The organism is Micromonospora sp. D75 (assembly GCF_018070405.1).
Classification (GTDB): Bacteria; Actinomycetota; Actinomycetes; order Mycobacteriales; family Micromonosporaceae; genus Micromonospora; species Micromonospora chalcea.
In genome coordinates, this window is the sequence record NZ_JAGPXV010000033.1 from 1 (window position 1) to 19,351 (window position 19,351).

A 19,351-nucleotide genomic window follows, 5' to 3' on the forward strand; every position below is an offset into this window, starting at 1 on the left:
CGGTCCAGGATCTTCGCGGCCAGCGCGAGCGCGGGCTGGCTCAGCGCGATGCCGTCCAGCACCGATTCGCGGGTCTTCTCGGCCCGCTTGATCCGTTCCCAGTTCGCCTCGATCTCCTCGATCGAGCCGGCCGGCTCGCCGGAGAACACGTGCGGGTTGCGCCGCACCATCTTGTCGACAAGCGTGCCCGCCACGTCGTCGACGGTCCAGCTCTTGCCGTCCGGTAGGTCCTCGGCCAGCCGGGCGTGCAGCAGCACCTGGAGCAACACGTCGCCCAGTTCCTCGCGGAGCGCGTCGGTGTCGTCGGCGCTGATCGCGTCGTACGCCTCGTAGCACTCCTCCAGCAGGAACCCGGCCAGGCTGCGGTGGGTCTGCGCCCGCTTCCACGGGTCGCCGCCCGGGGAGGCCAGCCGGTCCATCACCTCGACCGCGTCGAGCAGCCGGGCGCCGGGTGGGTCCCACGAGCCGTACATCAGTTCCAGCTCGGCCAGCCCGGGCTCGCGGGCCAGCCGCAGCCCCAGCTCACGGGCCAGCGTCTCGTCGCCGGCCGGGCCGGCCAGCCACACCGCCCCGCCGTGCGTGGCGGCGGCGTCGAGCAGCGCCTGGGTCGCGCCCTCGGTCACCACGCTCACCTCGGCGCCGGCCGTCCGGACCGCCCGGGTCAGCTCGCTCTCCGCACCGGCGAGGACCGGCGCGGAGCGTACGGCGTCCCAGGCGGCCGAGGTCAGCAGGCCGGCGGGCAGCCGGGGTGAGGTGACGAGCAGGACGATGCGCGCGGTCATGCGGTTCCGGGGGCCGGCGAACCACCGGCCGGCGCCTCCGGCGTCGAGATGTCGGTGACCGGGCCGTCCTGGCTGACGTAGGGCAGCGAGTAGAAGACGAGCGACTGGCCGGTGTTGACGAGCGACGGCACGCCGCTCACCCCGAACCGGGGGTTGACGCTGACGTCCACCTTCTCGGCCTGCTGCTGCAGCGCGTTGCTGAGCGCGGTGGCGCTGCGCACGAACCCGGCCTCGCCGAACGCCTGCCGGACCTGGTCGACGGTCAGGCCCGGCTGGATCGCCCCGGTCTTCTCGATGGCGCGGTAGACGGCCATCAGGGACTCGTCGCTGAGGTCGGCCGGGGGCAGGCTCTGCTGGAGGGTGGCGGAGAGGTCCACCCACTCGCCCCACAGCTTCGTGTACTCGGTGGTCGCCGGCATCCGCAGCGGCTGCTGAAGCTGCTCCGGGGACACCTCGTCGGTGACCTGGAGGCCCTTCTCGGCCGCCACGCGCTTGCCGAGGTCGAGCGCGACGAGCAGGTTCAGCACGTCCTGCCGGGTCACCGGGGACCGCAGCTCCTCCGGCGAGGGCGTCTGCGGCGCCTGGTTCCGGACGGCGTCCGCGTACTGCCGCTGCGCGTCGTCGTAGATCGCATCGACCCGCTCGACGGAGTAACGGGTGTCTCCGACGTAGGCGGCGACGTCCGGGGCGGACCGGCCACAGGCGGCGAGAGAGAGCGCGGCAAGAGCCGCGACGCTGACGGCGACGAGGGAACGACGTGCACGCATGTGGCTCACTCTCTCACGCCCCGTACCGGCCTGTGACTCCACCCACCTCATCGCGCACCCGCCGGGACCGCACGAGCCAGCTCCTCGGGCTTGCCCAGGACATCCGCCAGGAGCTGCTCGCACCACTCCAGCAACGCCTGGTCGCGCAGCGGCTCGCCGCCGATCCGCCGGGTGCTGGGCCGGGGCACGCTGACCTGGTCGAGCGCCTGCTTGTAGACCGAGTCCGGGTGGTAGCGCTTGAGCCGCATCTGCTTCGAGTCGGGCAGCGGCAGCGGGCCGAACCGGATGTGCTTGCCCTGCATCGACACGTCGGTGAGCCCGTAACGGCGGGCCAGCAGCCGGAACCGTGCCACCGCGACCAGGTTCTGCACCGGCGCGGGCGGCTCGCCGTACCTGTCGGTCATCTCGGCGACCACCTCGCGCAGCCGCTCGGCGTCGCGGGCCTCGGCGAGCTTGCGGTACATCTCCAGGCGCAGCCGCTCCACTCCGACGTAGTCGTGCGGCAGGTGCGCGTCGATCGGCAGGTCGACCTTGACCTCCGTCTCCTCCTCGGTGCTCTCGCCCTTGAAGGCGGAGACGGCCTCGCCGACCATTCGGACGTACAGGTCGAAGCCGACGCCCTCGATGTGGCCGGACTGCTCGCCGCCGAGCAAATTGCCGGCGCCGCGGATCTCCAGGTCCTTCATCGCCACGTACATGCCCGCGCCGAGTTCGGTGTGCTGGGCGATGGTGGCCAGCCGCTCGTGCGCGTTCTCGGTGAGCGGCTTCTCCGGCGGGTAGAGGAAGTACGCGTACGCCCGCTCGCGGCCCCGGCCGACCCGGCCGCGGATCTGGTGCAGCTGGGCCAGGCCGAGCAGGTCGGCCCGCTCCACGATGAGCGTGTTGGCGTTCGGGATGTCGATGCCGGACTCGACGATGGTGGTGCAGACCAGGACGTCGAACTCCTTCTCCCAGAAGCCGACCATCACCTTCTCCAGCGCCTCCTCGCCCATCTGGCCGTGCGCCACCGCGACCCGGGCCTCCGGCACCAGCTCCCGCAACTTGCGGGCCGTCTTCTCGATCGACTCGACCCGGTTGTGCAGATAGAAGACCTGACCGTCCCGGAGCAGCTCGCGGTGGATGGACGCGGCCACCTGCCGGTCGTCGTACGCGCCGACGAACGTGAGCACCGGGTGCCGCTCCTCCGGCGGGGTGGCGATGGTGGACATCTCCCGGATGCCGGTGATCGCCATCTCCAGCGTGCGCGGGATCGGGGTGGCCGACATGGCGAGCACGTCGACCGAGGCGCGCAGCGTCTTCAGGTGCTCCTTGTGCTCGACGCCGAACCGCTGCTCCTCGTCGATGATCACAAGGCCCAACTGCTTGAACCGGGTGGACGCCTGGAGCAGCCGGTGGGTGCCGATGACGATGTCGACGGTGCCGGCGGCGACCATCTCCAGCGTCTGCTCGGTCTCCTTCGGCGTCTGGAACCGGGACAGCTGCCGGATCGACACCGGGAACTGGCTCATCCGCTCGGCGAACGTGTTGTAGTGCTGCTGCACCAGCAGCGTGGTCGGCACCAGCACCGCCACCTGCTTGCCGTCCTGCACCGCCTTGAACGCCGCCCGTACCGCGATCTCGGTCTTGCCGTAGCCGACGTCGCCGCAGATCAGCCGGTCCATCGGGACGGTCTGTTCCATGTCCCGCTTGACCTCCTCGATGGCGGCCAGCTGGTCCGGCGTCTCCTGCCAGGGGAAGGCGTCCTCCAGCTCCCGCTGCCACGGGGTGTCGGGGGCGAAGTTGTGCCCCTTGGACGCCTTGCGCGCGGCGTAGAGCTGGATGAGCTGCGCGGCGATCTCCCGGACCGCCTTGCGCGCCCGCGCCTTGGACTTCTGCCAGTCCGAGCCGCCCATCTTGTGCAGCGTGGGCTGCTCGCCGCCGACGTAGCGGGAGAGCTGGTCGAGCTGGTCGGTGGGGACGAAGAGGCGGTCGCCGGGCTGGCCGCGCTTGCTCGGCGCGTACTCGATGACCAGGTATTCGCGGCTGGCGCCGTTCACCGTGCGCTGCACCAGCTCGACGTACCGGCCGATGCCGTGCTGCTCGTGCACCACGAAGTCGCCGGCCTTCAGCTCCAGCGGGTCGATGGTGTTGCGCCGCCGGCTGGGCATCTTGCGCATGTCGCGGGTGGAGGTGCCCCGGCCGCCGGTGACGTCGTTGCCGGTGAGCAGCACGAACTTCGACGCCTCGTCGACGAAGCCGGCGGTCAGGCAGCCGCACGACACGAGCAGCTCGCCCGGTGCGGGCGCGGTGGGCACCTCCTCGGTGAGCCGGGCGCCGAGACCGGCGTCGCGGAGCACCTCGACGGCCCGCTGGGCGGGGCCGTGCCCCTCGAAGACCAGCGCGATCGACCAGCCCTCGCCGGCCCAGCGCTTCAGGTCCTCGACCACCCGGGCCGTCTCGCCGTGGTAGAGCGGGGCCGGCTGGGCGGCCAGGCTCACCGCGATGGCGTCGTCGGGGGTGACGTCGACCTCGGCCGGCGCGTCCTCCCAGGGCTGCCGGGCCGGTGCCGCGTCCGCCTCGACCAGGCCGAACGGCGCGAGCGTCCACCAGGGCTGGCGCAGGGCGCGGGCTGCCGTGCGTACCTCGGCCAGGGTCTTGAAGGCGGCGGCGCCGAGGTCGACCGGGGCCTGGCCGCCGACGGCGGCTGCGGCCCAGCTGGCCTGGAGGAACTCCTCCGAGGTACGGACCAGGTCGTGCGCGCGGGTGCGGATGCGCTCGGGGTCGCAGAGGAGTACGTGGGTGCCGGCCGGCATGCAGTCGACGAGCAGTTCCAGCGCGTCGGCGCCGATCAGCACCGGCGCGAGGGACTCCATGCCCTCCACCGGGATGCCCTCGGCGAGCTTGTCCAGGATCTCGGCCAGCTCGGGGTGCTCGGCGGCGAGCGCGGCGGCCCGCTCCCGCACGTCCGGGGTGAGCAGCAGCTCGCGGCACGGCGGCGCCCACATCTGCGCGACGCCCTCGATGGTGCGCTGGTCGGCGACCGCGAACGTGCGGATCTCCTCCACCTCGTCGCCCCAGAACTCGACCCGGGACGGGTGCTCGTCGGTGGGCGGGAAGACGTCCAGGATGCCGCCGCGTACCGCGAACTCGCCGCGCTTGGTGACCAGGTCGACCCGGGCGTACGCCATGTCGGTGAGCCGGCGGGCGACCTCTTCCAGGTCGGCCTCGTCACCGGCGGCGAGCTGGACGGGTTCCAGGTCGCCGAGGGCCTTGAGCTGCGGCTGGAGCAGCGACCGGACCGGCGCGACGACGACCCGCAGCGGCCCGGTGCGGCCGTGCGCGTCGGCGGCCTCCGGGTGGGCGAGGCGGCGCAGCACGGCGAGGCGCCGCCCGACCGTGTCGGAGCGGGGCGACAGGCGCTCGTGCGGCAGCGTCTCCCAGGACGGGAAGACCGCCACCTGCTCCGGCGGCAGCAGGCTGCCCAGCGCGGAGGCCAGGTCGTCGGCCTCCCGGGTGGTGGCGGTGACCGCGAGCACGGGACGGCCCGCGCCGCCGGCCGGCTCGTCGGCGGCGACCGCTGCCACCGCGAACGGGCGCAGCGCGGCGGGGGCGGTGAGGTCGAGCCCGTCGACCTGCGCGGCACCGGAGCGCGCCAGGTCACGCGCCCGGGCCAGCCCCGGGTCGGCCAGGGCGGCGGAGAAGAGTCCGGTGAGCATCAGTGATCACTTCCAGCGGATCGACACACGACGACGACCCCGCGTCCAGCCGGACGGGGGGTGCACCGTTCGAGCCTATCCCCCTCCACCGACGATCCGGGCCCGCCCGATCTTCGATCTTGACCGGCCGTGGCCGGGCGTGGTGCGGTGGGCGGATGGTCGAGTATCGGGCGGTCTTCGACGCCCAGGTGGATTTCGCAAACGGTGGTGGCCTGCGCACGGACGGGTTCCGGTTGGACGTGCCGCACCCGGACGTCACCGACGACGAGGTGGCCGCGCTGCTGGTCCGGCACCTCGGGCTGCTCATGGTCGGCGAGGTGCGGATCACCAACCGGACCGTCGTCGAGGAGCCGCACAAGGGCGGACGGGGCCTCGATGTGCCGGCCTCGGGTGGGCGGAAGCTCGTCGAACTGAGTCACGTGATCGCCGAAGGGCTGGTCACGCTGCCCGGCTGGCCCGGCCCGGCGATCAGCGACTGGCTGACCCGGGAGGAGTCCCGGAATCGGTACGCGCCGGGCGTCGAGTTCCACGTCGCCCGGATCGACATGATCGCCAACACCGGCACGTACGTGGACACGCCGTCGCACCGCTTCGCCGACGGCCCGGACCTGACCGGGGTGCCGCTGGACCGCCTCGCCGACCTGCCCGGCCTGGTGGTGCGGGTGCCCGCCGGTACCCGGGCGGTGGACCGGCTGATGCTCGCCCCGTACGACGTGGCCGGGTGCGCGGTGCTGCTGCACACCGGCTGGGACGCGCACTTCGGCACCGACGCGTACGCCGGACCGGAGGCGCCCTTCCTGACCGGTGACGGCGCGCAATGGCTGGCCGAGGCGGGCGCGGCGCTGGTCGGCATCGACTCGATCAACATCGACGACATGACTCCGGCGGCAGCGGGTCAGCGCCCGGCGCACACCGGTCTGCTGGCCGCCGGGGTGCCGATCGTGGAGCACCTGACCGGCCTGGACGCGCTGCCGCCGACCGGCTTCCGGTTCACCGCCGCCCCGCCACGGGTCGCCGGCATGGGCACGTTCCCGGTCCGCGCCTTCGCGGTCGTCGACGCCTGACCCGCGCCGCCGCCCGCCGCCAACCGCCGCCCGCCAAGCGCCGGGTGGAACGCCATGGGTGCCAAAAGGGCGCTGAGACACCCATAACGTTCCACTGACCGGCACTTCGAGGCGTGAGTGGAACGGCATGGGTGTTAACGGCGACGTAGACACCCATGCCGTTCCACCGAGCAGGCGGGCGGCGGGGTCAGTAGCGGACCGCGATGCGGCGCTCAGCCGCGTCCACGCGGATCTCGCCGCCGTACGGGATGATCAGCTGCGGGTCGGTGTGGCCCAGGTCGACGTCGAAGACCACCACCGGGTCGCCCGCGTAGGGCGCAAGAGCCGACAGGATCGCCGCCCGCTGGTCGGCGGCCCAGGCCAGCCGCTCCGCGACCGTGTGGGGCCGGTCGAAGTCCCACGCCTTGGGCCGGCCCACCACGATCGCCGGGAAGCCGGCGAGCAACCCGCGCTCGCCCAGGTTCCGCACGATCCGGAAGACCTCCTGCGCGGACGGCATCTCCTCCGAGGTCTCCAGCACCAGCACCGAGCCGGCCAGGTCGGCCGCGCGCGGAACGCGGTCGGTCGCCATCAGCCAGTGCAGGATCTCCAGATTGCCGCCCCACGTGCGGCCCTGCACCACCTCGGCCGGGCCGTGCCAGCGCCAGCCCTCGGACGGGTACATCGGCGGCTCCTCGGCCAGCGTGGCCGGGTCGCGCCAGTCGCACGGCTCGTCGCCCCACTCGGGGGCGGCGGTCAGCTCGTACCAGCCGGAGGTGAACAGCGCGGCGCGCAGCGAGTCGAGCGTCAGCGGGTGCGGCTTCCCGGAGCGCCCGAGGTGCACCAGCACGGACCCGCCGTGGTAGCCGACGACGCCCAGCCGGTAGAGGTGGTTGAGCACGTTGGTGTTGTCCGAGTAGCCGAAGTACGGCTTCGGGTTGGCCCACAGCTCCTCGTCGTTCAGGTACGGGGTGACAGTGATCAGGTCGTCCCCGCCGACGGTGGCCAGCACGGCGGTGATCGTCGGGTCGGTGAACGCGGCCATCAGGTCACGTGCCCGGTCGCGCGGGTCGGCGCCCATGACGCGGGTGGTCGGGTACTCCACCGGTTCCAGCCCCAGCTCGTCGCGGAGCCGGCGCAGCCCCAGCTCGTACACGTGGGGGAAGAGACCCGGCAGGCCGGCGGAGGGTGAGACGACCGCGACGCGGTCGCCCGGCTTCGGTTTGGGGGGATAGACGGGTGCCTGCATGGCCCGACGCTATCGGCCCGGACCAGCGGTTTTCGCCCTGACGAAACCGCCTCAGCCAGGCAAATGCCGCCAATAGGCTGAGCCCGTGGACGACGAGCCGGAACTGCGTACCCGGGACTGGCTGCCGCGCACGGCGGCGCTGATCCTCGGCACCCTGGCGCTGGCCAGCGCGTTCATCGCCGCCTACGTCGGCGCGCTGCACAAGCCCGACCCGCGCGACATCCCGGTCGCCGTCGTCACCGGCGACCAGCAGGCCCAGGCCGTGATGTCCGCCGTCCGCGCCCGCACCGACACGATCAAACCCGTCGGGTACGACAGCCGCGGCGCCGCCCAGGACGGCCTCACCGACAGATCGGTGTACGCGGTGCTCAGCTCCGCCCCGGACGGCGGCCTGACGCTCGCCACCGCCAGCGCCGGAGCGCCCGCCGCCACGGAACTCGTCACCGACGTGTTCACCGAGGCGGCCCGGCAGGCCGGGGTGCCGCTTCAGGTCACCGACGACGTGCCGGTCTCCGGCGACGACCCGCGCGGCCTGGTCCCGTTCTACCTGGCCGTCGGCGTGGTGCTGGGCGGCTACCTGGCGTCCACGGCGCTCGGCATCTCACTCGGCACCAGCCCCCGCGACCTGCGCCGGGCCGGGCTGCGGATCGCCACGCTCGCGGTGCACGCGATCCTGCTCGGCGTCATCGGGGCGATCCTGGTCGGACCGGTGCTCGGCGTGTTCGCCGGTCACGTGGCGGCGGTGGCGGTGGTCGGCGCGCTCGCCGCTTTCGCGGCCGGGATGGTCGCCGCCGCCGTCCAGGGCTGGCTCGGACTGCTCGGCACCGGCATCGTGATCCTGCTGCTCGTGGTGCTCGGCAACCCCGGGTCCGGCGGCATCTACGCGCCCGAGTTCCTGCCGCCGCTCCTGCGCGGCATGCACCGCTGGAACGTTCCAGGCCTCGCCACCGACCTGTTCAAATCGGCCATCTACTTCGACTGGCGCGGCGGCGGCTGGGCGCTGACCGGCCTGCTGATCTGGGTCGTCGCCGGCCTGGCCGGGCTGCTCACCGCGACCATGTTCCGCGCCCGACGGCGCCCGGCGCCGGGCCGGCACGCCGTCGACCGGGGCTGACCGGCGGGCCGTCCCAGAGTGCAGATCATCACGCGGTCCCCCTCCTGTCCCCCGGGGATACGCGGATACGATCCAGGGGAGTCGGACAGCGCTGTCCTTCGTCCTCGCGTAAGGAGCGCAACCGTGACCGACCAGCACGACCACGACGGCCCCGACGCCGCTCTCCGGGCCGACATCCGCCGCCTCGGCACGCTGCTCGGGCAGACCCTGGCCCGGCAGGAGGGCCGCCCGCTGCTCGACCTGGTCGAGGAGATCCGCGCCCAGGTCCGCTCCGACGCGCCGGCCGCCGCCCAGCGCCTCGCCGGGCTCGACGTCACCACCGGCACGAAGCTCGCCCGTGCCTTCTCCACCTACTTCCACCTGGCGAACATCACCGAGCAGGTGCACCGCGCCCGGGACCTGCGCCGCCGCCGCGCCACCGACGGCGGCTGGCTGGACCAGGCCGCCAAGATGATCGCCGAGCGGGGCGTACCGGCCGAGGAGATCGCCGCCGCGGCCCGCCGGCTGGCCGTACGCCCGGTCTTCACCGCGCACCCGACCGAGGCGGCCCGCCGGTCCATCCTGTCCAAGCTGCGCGCGGTCGCCGACGAGCTGGACACCGAGACCGCGAACGCGATCCTGTACGGCGCCAGCGACGAGGGCCCGGCGAACCGCCGCCTGGCCGAACTGCTCGACCTGATGTGGCAGACCGACGAGCTGCGGCTGGACCGGCCGGACCCGACCGACGAGGCGCGCAACGCGATCTACTACCTGCGCGACCTGTACGCCGAGGCCGCGCCGCAGGTCCTCGACGACCTCGCCGACACGCTGCGCACGCTCGGCGTGGAGACGTCACCGACGTCCCGCCCGCTGAGCTTCGGCACCTGGATCGGCGGCGACCGCGACGGCAACCCGTTCGTCACGCCGGTGGTCACCCGCGAGGTGCTGCGCATCCAGCACGAGCACGGCATCGCCGCCACCGAGAAGGCGATGGACGAGCTGATCACCGAGGTCAGCGTGTCCCGGCGGCTGCGCGCGGTGTCGCTCGACCTGTCCGCCAGCCTCGCCAAGGACCTGGACGCGCTGCCCGAGGTGGCGCCCCGGTTCCGCCGGGTCAACGCGGAGGAGCCGTACCGGCTCAAGGCGCGGTGCGTGAAGGCGAAGCTCGCCAACACCCGGGAGCGGCTGCGCGCCGACACCCCGCACGTGCCGGGGCGCGACTACCGGGGCTCGGCCGAGCTGATCGCCGACCTGGAGCTGCTGCGCGCGTCGCTGGCCCGCAACTCCGGCCAGCTCACCGCCGTCGGGCGGCTCGCCTCGACCATCCGTACGGTGTCCGCGTTCGGCCTGCACCTGGCCACCATGGACATCCGGGAGCACGCGGAGAAGCACCACGAGGTGCTGGCCCAGCTCTACGAGGCCGTCGGCGAGGTGTCCGACTACCCGGCGCTGACCCGGCTGGAGCGCACCAAGCTGCTCGCCGACGAGCTGACCGGCCGCCGGCCGCTCTCCACCCAGGACAGCCCGCTCACCGAGTCGGCCCGCAAGACGTTCGACGTGTTCGCGGCCATCCGCGAGGCGCAGGACCGGTTCGGCCCCGAGGTGATCGAGTCGTACATCATCTCGATGACGCTCGGCGTGGACGACGTGCTCGCCGCCGTGGTGCTGGCCCGCGAGGCCGGCCTGGTGGACGTGCACTCCGGGCGGGCCCGCATCGGCATCGTGCCGCTGCTGGAGACCCCGGCCGAGCTGAACGCCGGCGGCGAGCTGCTGGACGAGCTGCTGTCGCTGCCCGCGTACCGGGCGCTGGTGGCGGCGCGGGGCGACGTGCAGGAGGTGATGCTCGGCTACTCGGACTCCAACAAGGAGGCGGGCATCACCACCAGCCAGTGGTCCATCCACCGGGCGCAGCGCGCGCTGCGGGACGTGGCCGCGCGGCACGGCGTACACCTGCGGTTGTTCCACGGCCGGGGCGGCACCGTCGGCCGTGGCGGCGGTCCCACGCACGACGCGATCCTGGCCCAGCCGTACGGCACGCTGGACGGCGCGATCAAGGTGACCGAGCAGGGCGAGGTCATCTCCGACAAGTACACGCTGCCGGCGCTGGCCCGGGAGAACCTGGAGCTGACTGTCGCGGCGGTCCTTCAGGCGACGCTGCTGCACACCGCGCCCCGGCAGCCGGCCGAGATGCTGGAGCGCTGGGACGCGGCCATGGACGTGGTGTCCGAGTCGGCGTTCCGGTCGTACCGGTCGCTGGTCGAGGACCCGGACCTGCCCGCGTACTTCTGGGCCTCCACGCCGACCGAGCTGCTCGGCGCGCTGAACATCGGCTCCCGGCCGGCGAAGCGCCCGAACACCGGCGCCGGCCTGTCCGGCCTGCGGGCCATCCCGTGGGTGTTCGGCTGGACGCAGACCCGGCAGATCGTGCCGGGCTGGTTCGGCGTGGGCTCCGGGCTGGCCGCCGCGCGGGCGGCCGGGCTGGCCGACGTGCTCGCCGAGATGAACCGGAACTGGCACTTCTTCCGCACGTTCCTGTCGAACGTCGAGATGATGCTGACCAAGACCGACCTGACCATCGCCCGGCGGTACGTGGAGACGCTGGTGCCGAAGAAGCTGCACCCGATCTTCGACAAGATCGAGCAGGAGTACGAGCTGACCAAGCAGGAGGTGCTGGCCGTCACCGGCTCACCGGCGCTGCTGGAGAACTCCCCCGTGCTGCAGCGCACGCTCGCCGTGCGGGACACCTACCTGGAGCCGCTGCACCACCTCCAGGTGGCGTTGCTGCGGCAGTACCGCGAATCAGGTGCGGCCGGGCGGGCGGTGGCGACCGCGCCGGGTGGGCGGCGTGCCCCGAACGACGGTACGGCGCTGGAACGGGCGCTGCTGACCACCGTCAACGGCATCGCCGCCGGCATGCGCAACACCGGCTGAGGTGTAAGGAAGGGCCCCCTCTTAACGCCTCGTGCATAAGAGGGGGCCCTTCTTAACGCCTGCGCGCGGCGCGTCGCGAGCAGCGCCCGACGCGCGGCGCACCGCGCCCGGCGCGGCGGTGCCGGCTAGAAGTCGCCGCCGCCGAAGTCACCGCCGAAATCTCCGCCGCCGAAGCCACCGAAGTCGCCACCGCCGTAGTCCCCGCCGCCGAAGTCGCCACCGGCGTAGTCACCACCGCCGCCCATGTCTCCGCCCTGGTCGCCGAAGTCCTGGCCGTCGCCGAAGCCCTCCTGGTAGCCGGCGTCGTAGCCGTACCCGGGGTCGGCGAACGCGGGCGAGAACAGCGCGTCGGCGATCAGCAGACCGCCGACCACACCGACGCCGGCGCCGAGCGCGGTCTTCCACCACGGCGTGGAGTACCAGCCGGCCGGCACCGGCCGCCCCTGGAACCGGCCACCCGGGTAGTAGTAGGGCGTCGCGTTGCCCGGCTGCGGTCCGGCCCGGAACGTCTGCCCCTGCACGTCGACCTGCCGCTCCTTGGTGAGCGCGCCCGCGCCCTGGGCGGCGGCGAGCGGCGGCAGCTCCGGGCCCGGGTCGATGCCCATCGCGGTACGCGCCGCCCGGATGTACGCCAGCCCTTCCAGCGCGGTCTCCCGGGCCAGCCCGAACTGGCGCGGCGTGCTCGCCTGCTCCAGCTGCGAACCGGCCGCGTTGTAGCGCTCACCCGCATCGGCGAGCGCCTGCCGGACCGCCGGGGCGTCGCCGTGCAGGTTCATCAGCTGGCCGCCGAGCCGCTCGTACCACCGCTGCGCCTCGGCGCGGGCGTCGGCCAGTTCGTTCGAGCGACGCGATCTGCTCCCCCTCCGCCAGAACATGAACGCACCTCCGAGCAGCAGGATCAGGAACAGCCACAACGCGAACTCCATGACTCGAACGTACCCACCGGGCGCACGTCGTACCCGTTTGGCAAGCTCTTGGCCATGAGCTTTGCGACGCTGGCCGTGGTGGTGCTCTGCCTCGCCGCGGGCGGCGCGGTGGGCTGGCTGGCCGCGCGGGCGCGCGCGGCGGCCGACATCGCCCGCCTGGAGGCGACTCTCGCCGCGACCAAGGCGGGCGAGGGCCGGCTGGAGCAGTCCATGCGGGCGCTGAGCTACGAGGCCACGGCGCAGTCGCAGGAGGCGGTGGCCCGCGCGGTCGCGCCGCTGCACGACACGCTGCGCCGCTACGAGCAGCGGGTGGCCGAGCTGGAGCGGGACCGGGTCGACGCGTACGCCGAGCTGCGCGAGCAGGTGCGGTCCATGAGCGCGGTCTCCGGCGAGCTGCGCACCGAGACCAAGCAGCTGGTGGCCGCGTTGCGCGCGCCGCAGGTGCGGGGCCGCTGGGGCGAGCACCAGCTCCGCCGGATCGTCGAGGCCGCCGGCATGCTGGAGCACTGCGACTTCAGCGAGCAGGTCACCGCCGCTACCGACCACCAGGGGGTACGCCCCGACCTGGTGGTCCGGCTGCACGGCGGCCGGACGGTGGTGGTGGACGCGAAGGCGCCGTTCGACGCGTACCTGACCGCGATGGAGGCACGCGACGAGCGGGGGCGTGACACCCACCTGGACGCGCACGCCCGGCACCTGCGCGCGCACGTGGACGGCCTGGCCGCCAAGTCCTACTGGTCGGCGTTCGACCAGACGCCCGAGTTCGTGGTGCTGTTCGTGCCGGCCGACCCGTTCCTCGACGTGGCCCTGCAACGCGACCCGACGCTGCTGGAGCACGCGTTCGCCCGCAACGTGGTGCTGGCCACCCCGGCCACGCTGGTGGCGCTGCTGCGCACGGTGGCCTACTCGTGGCGGCAGGAGGCGCTGGCGCGCAACGCGGCGACCGTCCACTCGCTGGCCCGCGAGCTGTACGGGCGGCTGTCCACGCTGGGCGACCACGTCGGCAAGCTGGGCAGCTCGCTGGGCGGGGCGGTGACGGCGTACAACCGGGCGGTGGGTTCGCTGGAGGCCCGGGTGCTGGTGAGCGCGCGGAAGCTGGCCGAGCTGGGCGTCTCCGACGACGAGCTGGCCGCCCCGGCGCAGGTCGAGCTGGCGCCGAGGCAGCCGCAGGCGCCCGAGTTGCTGGGTCCGCCGTCCACATCGGCCGAGCGGTCGACCGACGTCGACGCCTAACACGTCGCACGTGTTGACGTAGGCCGATTTCCATCACGGACTGATCACAAACCTGGGCCGAGTAGTGACACCTGCCGTCCTGGCACGCAGGATCACCGTCACACGTGCCCTGCCCCTCGGGGGCCCTGTTCTCTGGAGGAAGAGAACGTTGAGTAAACCCCGCACGCGCAGCCGGCGACCGTCCGCCGCGCTCCTGGCCTCGGTCCTCGCGGCCGGCGCCCTGACCGTCGGAGGTGGCGCCGGCACCGCGAGCGCCGCCCCCGCCGCCCCGCAACCCTCGCAGCCGACCGCCGCGAAGGCACTGGGCGCACACGACGCCAAGCTGCTCGACGAGGCCGAGGCGAAGAACGCGCCGACCGTCACGATGATCATCGCGGCCAAGAAGGGATCGGCCAAGAAGGTCGTCGACGGCCTGACCGGCCTGGGCGCGACCGTCAGCCAGCGGTACGACCAGATCGGCTACGTGCTGGCGAAGGTCCCCACCGACAAGGCGCTCAAGGCCGCCACGCTGCCCGGTGTCGCCGCCGTCGACCTCGACGAGACCATCAAGCTCCCCGACCCGGCGCCCGAGGCGGCCCCGAAGGGCGCGAAGACCGCCGCGCAGGCCCAGACGCTGGCCGGGCCGGGCGGTGACACCGGTGCGGTGAACCCGTACATGCCGACGAACGAGACCGGCGCGGAGGCCTTCAAGGCCGCGAACCCGCAGTGGGACGGCCGCGGCGTCACCATCGGCATCATGGACTCCGGTGTGGACCTCGACCAGCCGGCGCTGCAGACGACCACCACCGGCGAGCGCAAGATCGTCGACTGGGTCACCGCCACCGACCCGCTGGAGGACGCCTCCTGGCGACCGATGCTGACCGAGGTCAGCGGCCCGACGTTCACCACCTCGCTGGGCACCTGGACCGCGCCGGCCGGCAACTACCGGTTCAACGTGTTCCGCGAGAACATCACCGCGAACAGCGACGCGCGCGGCGACCTCAACCGCGACGGCGACACCACCGACTTCTGGGGCGTGCTCTACAACCCCGCCAACGGTGACGTCCGCGTGGACGCGAACCAGAACAACGACTTCACCGACGACGAGGTGATGCGGCCGTACAAGGAGAAGTTCCAGGTCGGCCACTTCGGCACGGACAACCCGGCCACCGCGGTACGCGAGCAGATCCCGTTCGTCGTCGAGTACCGGCGCAACGTGGACACCACGCCGGCCGGCGGCCCGGGCCTGGTCGACTACGTCAACATCGGCATCATCGAGAGCACCCACGGCACCCACGTCGCCGGCATCACCGCCGCCAACGACATGCTCGGCAACAGCGCCTTCGACGGCGCCGCCCCGGGTGCCAAGCTGGTCTCCGCCCGCGCCTGCTCGTGGGGTGGCGGCTGCACCGCGGCGGCGCTCACCACCGGCATGGCCGACCTGGTCATCAACCGCAAGGTCGACGTGGTGAACATGTCGATCGGCGGTCTGCCCGCGCTCAACGACGGCTCGAACGCCCGCGCGGTCCTCTACAACGACCTGATCAACACCTACGGCGTGCAGCTGTTCATCTCGGCCGGCAACTCCGGCCCGGGCCTGAACACCGTCGGCGACCCGTCAGTGGCCACCGACGTGGTGAGCGTCGCGGCGAGCGTCAGCAAGGACACCTGGCTGGCCAACTACGGCTCGGTGGTCCGCAAGGACAACGCGCTGTTCAACTTCTCGTCGCGCGGCCCGCGTGAGGACGGCGGCTTCAAGCCGAACATCGCCGCCCCCGGCTCGGCCATCTCCACCGCGCCGACCTGGCAGCCGGGCAACCCGGTACCGGAGGCGGGCTACCCGCTGCCCCCGGGCTACCAGATGCTCAACGGCACCTCGATGGCCGCACCGCAGGCCACCGGCGCCGCCGCGCTGCTGCTGTCGGCCGCCAAGGCGACCGGCAAGGGCGTCACCCCGGCCGCGCTGCGCCGGGCCGTCTACACCTCGGCCCAGCCGATCGCCGGCGTCCCGACGTACGCGCAGGGCTACGGCATGTTCAACGTGCCGGGCGCGTGGAGCCTGCTCGCCAAGGGCGTGCCGACCCGCACGTACACCTCCGAGGCGCCGGTCTGCACCGAGCTGTCGCCGAACCTGACCCGCTACGACCGGGCCTCCGGCACGTTCGTGCCGAACCCGAACGTCGGCACCGGCCTCTACAACCGCTGCGCCGCCGACCGTGGTGGCCAGAAGGTCAAGGAGAGCCGCCACTACGAGGTCAAGCTGACCCGGACCAGCGGCCCGAACAAGGGCATCAAGCACGAGGTCGCGTTCCGCGGTAACGACGGCACCTACTCCGCCCCCAAGGTGGTCTGGCTGCCGCTGAACAAGACCGTCACGGTCAAGGTGAAGGCCAAGCCGATGACGGCCGGCGCGCACGGCGCCATCATGACCGTCGACGACCCGGCCACCAACGTGGTCGACTTCGAGGTCGCCACCGTCGTGGTCGCCTCGAACCCGGTGTCCGCTCCGGCGTACTCCTTCTCGGCCGAGGGCTCGGTCGAGCGGAACAACTTCCGGTCGTACTTCGTGACCGTCCCGCCGGGCGCGGGCGCGCTGCAGGTCAACCTGTCCGGCATCGCGACCGGCTCGCAGACCCGCTTCATCGCCATCAACCCGTACGGCGTGCCGGTCGAGAGCACCGCCAGCACCGCCTGCTACACCAACTTCTCCGACGCCGCGGTCTGCAAGCCGCAGGAGCGGGACTACCAGAACCCGATCCCGGGTGTGTGGGAGATCGAGGTGGAGGCGCGCCGCACCTCGCCGGCGCTGGACAACCCGTTCCGGCTGCAGGCCCGCGTGCAGGGCGTGAAGGTGGAGCCGGCCGTGGTGCAGCTCCCGTCGGTCACCGCCGGTACGCCGGCTCCGGTGAGCTGGAAGCTGACCAACGCGTTCGGTCCGGTCCAGGTGACCGGCGTCGGCGGTCCGCTGGCGAGCGTCCGGTCCGAGCGGCCCAGCATCACCCAGGGCGCGAGCCAGGAGTACCTGGTGGAGGTGCCGGCGGGCGCCACCTCGTTCACCGCGCGGATCGGCAACCCGTCCGACCTGAGCGCCGACCTGGACCTGACGGTCTTCCTGGGCACCACCCGGGTGGGCCAGTCGGCCGACGGTGACTCGGAGGAGGCGGTCACGCTGACCAACCCGACCCCGGGCACCTACCGCGTCGTGGTCGACGGTTACTCGATGAGCGACCCGAGCACCGCGTACGACTACCGGGACTCGTTCGCCTCCCCGGAGCTGGGCACGCTCTCCGCGTCGTCCACGCCGCTGTCGCTGGCCAACGGCGCCACCGCCACCCTCACGGGTTCGGTGACCGCCCTGTCCACCCCGGCCGCCGGCCGGGAGCTGTACGGCGACATGGCCGTGACCACCACCGAGGGCGCGGTCGTCGGCCGCGGTTCGGTGGAGGTTCTCGCGGTCAACTGATCCGCTGACACGACGGAGCCCCGTCCCCTCTCGCAGGGGGCGGGGCTCTTTCGTGTCGTCAGGCGGGGCGGGCGGACTCGACCACGAACGGGGTGCCCTGCTGGCAGGTGGTCATCATGCCCGGTTCGGGACGGCCGGTGACCTCGACCCGGGCGCCGGCCTTGAGCACGTCGCGGGGGCCACCGACGAGCAGGTGGCCGTCGAGCAGCAGGCAGTTCGGCTCGACCCCGGCCTGCACGGTTCCGGTGATGACGGTGCCGCCGACGCCCGGCGGCGTCGACGGGCCGCCCTTCCAGGAGGGGTCCGGCCGGCTCGGGCCGGTGCCGGGATCGGGCTGGCTGGTCACCGGGGCGGCTCCCGTCGTACTCGGGCTGGGGCTGGGATCGGCGGACCCGTCGCCGGGTGCGGCGCAGGCGGTCAGCGCGAGGCCGGCGAGCAGTGCGACGAGCACCGTACGAGGAGTCTTCATGGTCGGTTGGACGCGGCGGACGGCCGTTGCGTTCCCGTCAGCCGCGCGCCGCGGCGGCGGCCTTCATGTCGCGCTTGAGTTCCTGCGGCAGCGAGAACGTCAGCCGCTCGTCCGCGGTGGTGATCTCCTCGACGTCGCCGAAGCCGCGCTCGGCCAGGTGCGCGAGCACCTGCTGGACCAGCTCGTCCGGGACGCTCGCGCCGGAGGTCACACCTACAGTGCTCGCCCCGGCCAGCCAGGCGTCGTCGATCTCGTGCGCGAAGTCGACCAGGTGCCCGGCGCGGGCGCCGGCGTCCAGCGCCACCTCGACCAGCCGGACCGAGTTCGAGGAGTTGCGCGAGCCGACCACGATCACCACGTCGCACTCGGGGGCGATCTCCTTGACCACGTGCTGGCGGTTGGAGGTGGCGTAGCAGATGTCGTCGCTGGGCGGCGACTGGAGCAGCGGCAGGCGCTTCTTGAGCCGGGCCACGGTCTCCAGCGTCTCGTCCACCGACAGCGTGGTCTGGGACAGCCAGACCACCTTCTCCGGGTCGCGCACGGTGACCTTGTCGACGCCGTCGGGGCCGTCGACGAGCTGGATGTGGGCGGGCGCCTCACCGGCGGTGCCGATGACCTCCTCGTGCCCCTCGTGCCCGATGAGCAGGATGTCGTAGTCCTGCGCGGCGAACCGCCGGGCCTCGTGGTGCACCTTCGTGACCAGCGGGCAGGTGGCGTCGATCGCCCGCAGCGAGCGCTCCTTGGCCTGCTCGTACACCTCGGGGGCGACGCCGTGGGCGGAGAAGATGACGGTGGCGCCCTCCGGCACCTCCTCGTTCTCCTCCACGAAGATCGCGCCCTGGGCCTCCAGCGTGCGCACCACGTGCTTGTTGTGCACGATCTGCTTACGCACGTAGATCGGCGCGCCGTAGAGCTTCAGCGCCTCCTCGACGGTCTGCACCGCCCGGTCCACGCCCGCGCAGTAGCCGCGGGGGTTGGCCAGGAGCACGCGCTTGCCGGTCCGGGGAGTCGTCTCAGCGTCAGTCACCCGCCCATCGTACGTGGCGCTCTCCCGCGCGGCAGCGGCCGCGAGGCGCGCGCGGGCGCTGTCGGTCCCGGGCCGTAGGGTGGGCGGGTGAGCGCGGGAGAGGACGGCCGGGGGGCACCGGACGGGCGGAGCAGCCCGGACGGACGGAGCACGGCCGAGGAGCCGTGGCCGGTCCGGGTGGTCAGCCAGAAGGTCGGCGCCTGGATCGCCCGCCTCGGCTGGGTGTGGGTCGACGGCCAGGTGGCGCAGATCAGCCGCCGTCCCGGCGCGAGCACCGTCTTCCTCACGCTGCGCGACCCGTCGGCCGATCTGAGCCTCACCGTCACCACGAACCGCGACGTGCTGGACGCCGGCGCGCCGGAGCTGCGCGAGGGCGCCCGGGTGGTGCTGCACGCCAAGCCCGAGTTCTACGCCGCGCGGGGCACGCTCAGCCTGCGCGCCGACGAGATCCGCCAGGTCGGCCTCGGTGAACTGCTGGCCCGGCTGGAGAAGCTCAAGAAGCTGCTCGCCGCCGAAGGCCTGTTCGACCGGTCCCGCAAGCGGCGGCTGCCGTTCCTGCCGGGCCGGGTCGGCCTGATCACCGGCCGCGCCTCGGCGGCCGAGCGGGACGTGCTGACGAACGCCCGCCGCCGCTGGCCCGCCGTCGACTTCCGCACGATCAACGTGGCGGTGCAGGGGCCGAGCGCGGTGCCGG

Annotated in this window: 13 protein-coding genes; 6 read left to right on the plus strand and 7 right to left on the minus strand. The window is 72.9% G+C overall.

Annotated features, from left to right (window positions below; all coding sequences use genetic code 11):
* The 3 genes from KBX39_RS03810 to mfd all read right to left on the minus strand — a co-directional run.
* The coding region (locus KBX39_RS03810) for a nucleoside triphosphate pyrophosphohydrolase (protein ID WP_210869200.1) at nt 1-782 on the minus strand (782 nt) is incomplete at its 3' end.
* On the minus strand, nt 779-1,549 hold the full coding sequence (locus tag KBX39_RS03815) for a SurA N-terminal domain-containing protein (RefSeq protein WP_210869202.1): 771 nt from the start codon (nt 1,547-1,549) through the stop codon (nt 779-781). The genes KBX39_RS03815 and KBX39_RS03810, both read right to left, overlap by 4 nt.
* A gap of 47 nt (nt 1,550-1,596) precedes the next feature.
* Nucleotides 1,597-5,244 carry a transcription-repair coupling factor gene (gene mfd / locus KBX39_RS03820; protein ID WP_210869204.1) on the minus strand — a complete coding sequence of 1,216 codons (3,648 nt, stop codon included), beginning with the start codon at nt 5,242-5,244 and terminating at the stop codon, nt 1,597-1,599.
* A gap of 155 nt (nt 5,245-5,399) precedes the next feature.
* Between mfd and KBX39_RS03825 the strand changes: the two genes are divergently transcribed.
* The gene (locus tag KBX39_RS03825; protein WP_210869206.1) at nt 5,400-6,308 is read left to right on the plus strand and encodes a cyclase family protein; all 909 of its coding nucleotides are present in this window, start codon (nt 5,400-5,402) and stop codon (nt 6,306-6,308) included.
* Nucleotides 6,309-6,495: 187 nt separating this feature from the next.
* On the opposite strand, the gene KBX39_RS03830 is transcribed toward KBX39_RS03825, so the two are convergent.
* Nucleotides 6,496-7,536, minus strand: coding sequence for a S66 peptidase family protein (locus tag KBX39_RS03830; protein WP_210869208.1), 1,041 nt, complete (start codon nt 7,534-7,536; stop codon nt 6,496-6,498).
* Nucleotides 7,537-7,621: 85 nt separating this feature from the next.
* Here KBX39_RS03830 and KBX39_RS03835 point away from each other — a divergent pair, with 85 nt between their 5' ends.
* Together KBX39_RS03835 and ppc are read left to right on the plus strand one after the other, a co-directional pair.
* A complete protein-coding gene (locus tag KBX39_RS03835; RefSeq protein WP_043326592.1) occupies nt 7,622-8,650 on the plus strand; it encodes a membrane protein in 1,029 nt (342 codons plus the stop codon).
* A 123-nt stretch (nt 8,651-8,773) separates the two neighbouring features.
* Nucleotides 8,774-11,560: a phosphoenolpyruvate carboxylase gene (ppc, locus tag KBX39_RS03840; RefSeq protein WP_064447670.1), complete on the plus strand. Its 2,787-nt coding sequence runs from the start codon at nt 8,774-8,776 to the stop codon at nt 11,558-11,560.
* Between the two features lie 125 nt (nt 11,561-11,685).
* Here ppc and KBX39_RS03845 read toward each other — a convergent pair whose 3' ends face one another.
* Nucleotides 11,686-12,486 (minus strand): hypothetical protein, encoded by an 801-nt coding sequence (locus KBX39_RS03845; RefSeq protein WP_043326597.1) that lies wholly within the window; start codon nt 12,484-12,486, stop codon nt 11,686-11,688.
* Nucleotides 12,487-12,540: 54 nt separating this feature from the next.
* On the opposite strand from KBX39_RS03845, the gene KBX39_RS03850 reads away from it, so the two are divergent.
* Together KBX39_RS03850 and KBX39_RS03855 are read left to right on the plus strand one after the other, a co-directional pair.
* The gene (locus KBX39_RS03850; RefSeq protein WP_069087409.1) at nt 12,541-13,719 is read left to right on the plus strand and encodes a DNA recombination protein RmuC; all 1,179 of its coding nucleotides are present in this window, start codon (nt 12,541-12,543) and stop codon (nt 13,717-13,719) included.
* A 148-nt stretch (nt 13,720-13,867) separates the two neighbouring features.
* Nucleotides 13,868-17,161 carry a S8 family serine peptidase gene (locus tag KBX39_RS03855; RefSeq protein ID WP_043326601.1) on the plus strand — a complete coding sequence of 1,098 codons (3,294 nt, stop codon included), beginning with the start codon at nt 13,868-13,870 and terminating at the stop codon, nt 17,159-17,161.
* A gap of 58 nt (nt 17,162-17,219) precedes the next feature.
* Here the strand turns inward: KBX39_RS03855 and KBX39_RS03860 are convergent, their stop codons facing one another.
* A complete protein-coding gene (locus KBX39_RS03860) occupies nt 17,220-17,630 on the minus strand; it encodes a hypothetical protein (RefSeq protein WP_043326603.1) in 411 nt (136 codons plus the stop codon).
* Between the two features lie 37 nt (nt 17,631-17,667).
* A complete protein-coding gene (locus tag KBX39_RS03865; protein WP_064447666.1) occupies nt 17,668-18,657 on the minus strand; it encodes a 4-hydroxy-3-methylbut-2-enyl diphosphate reductase in 990 nt (329 codons plus the stop codon).
* A gap of 87 nt (nt 18,658-18,744) precedes the next feature.
* On the opposite strand from KBX39_RS03865, the gene KBX39_RS03870 reads away from it, so the two are divergent.
* On the plus strand, nt 18,745-19,351 hold a 607-nt coding region (locus KBX39_RS03870; RefSeq protein ID WP_210869210.1), incomplete at its 3' end, for an exodeoxyribonuclease VII large subunit.

Coding starts and splice junctions, on each gene's coding strand:
- mfd (WP_210869204.1), bottom strand. CDS start 5,244: ATGCTCACCGGACTCTTCTCCGCCGCCCTGGCCGACCCGGGGCTGGCC.
- KBX39_RS03850 (WP_069087409.1), top strand. CDS start 12,541: ATGAGCTTTGCGACGCTGGCCGTGGTGGTGCTCTGCCTCGCCGCGGGC.
- KBX39_RS03830 (WP_210869208.1), bottom strand. CDS start 7,536: ATGCAGGCACCCGTCTATCCCCCCAAACCGAAGCCGGGCGACCGCGTC.
- KBX39_RS03825 (WP_210869206.1), top strand. CDS start 5,400: ATGGTCGAGTATCGGGCGGTCTTCGACGCCCAGGTGGATTTCGCAAAC.
- KBX39_RS03845 (WP_043326597.1), bottom strand. CDS start 12,486: ATGGAGTTCGCGTTGTGGCTGTTCCTGATCCTGCTGCTCGGAGGTGCG.
- KBX39_RS03860 (WP_043326603.1), bottom strand. CDS start 17,630: ATGAAGACTCCTCGTACGGTGCTCGTCGCACTGCTCGCCGGCCTCGCG.
- KBX39_RS03815 (WP_210869202.1), bottom strand. CDS start 1,549: ATGCGTGCACGTCGTTCCCTCGTCGCCGTCAGCGTCGCGGCTCTTGCC.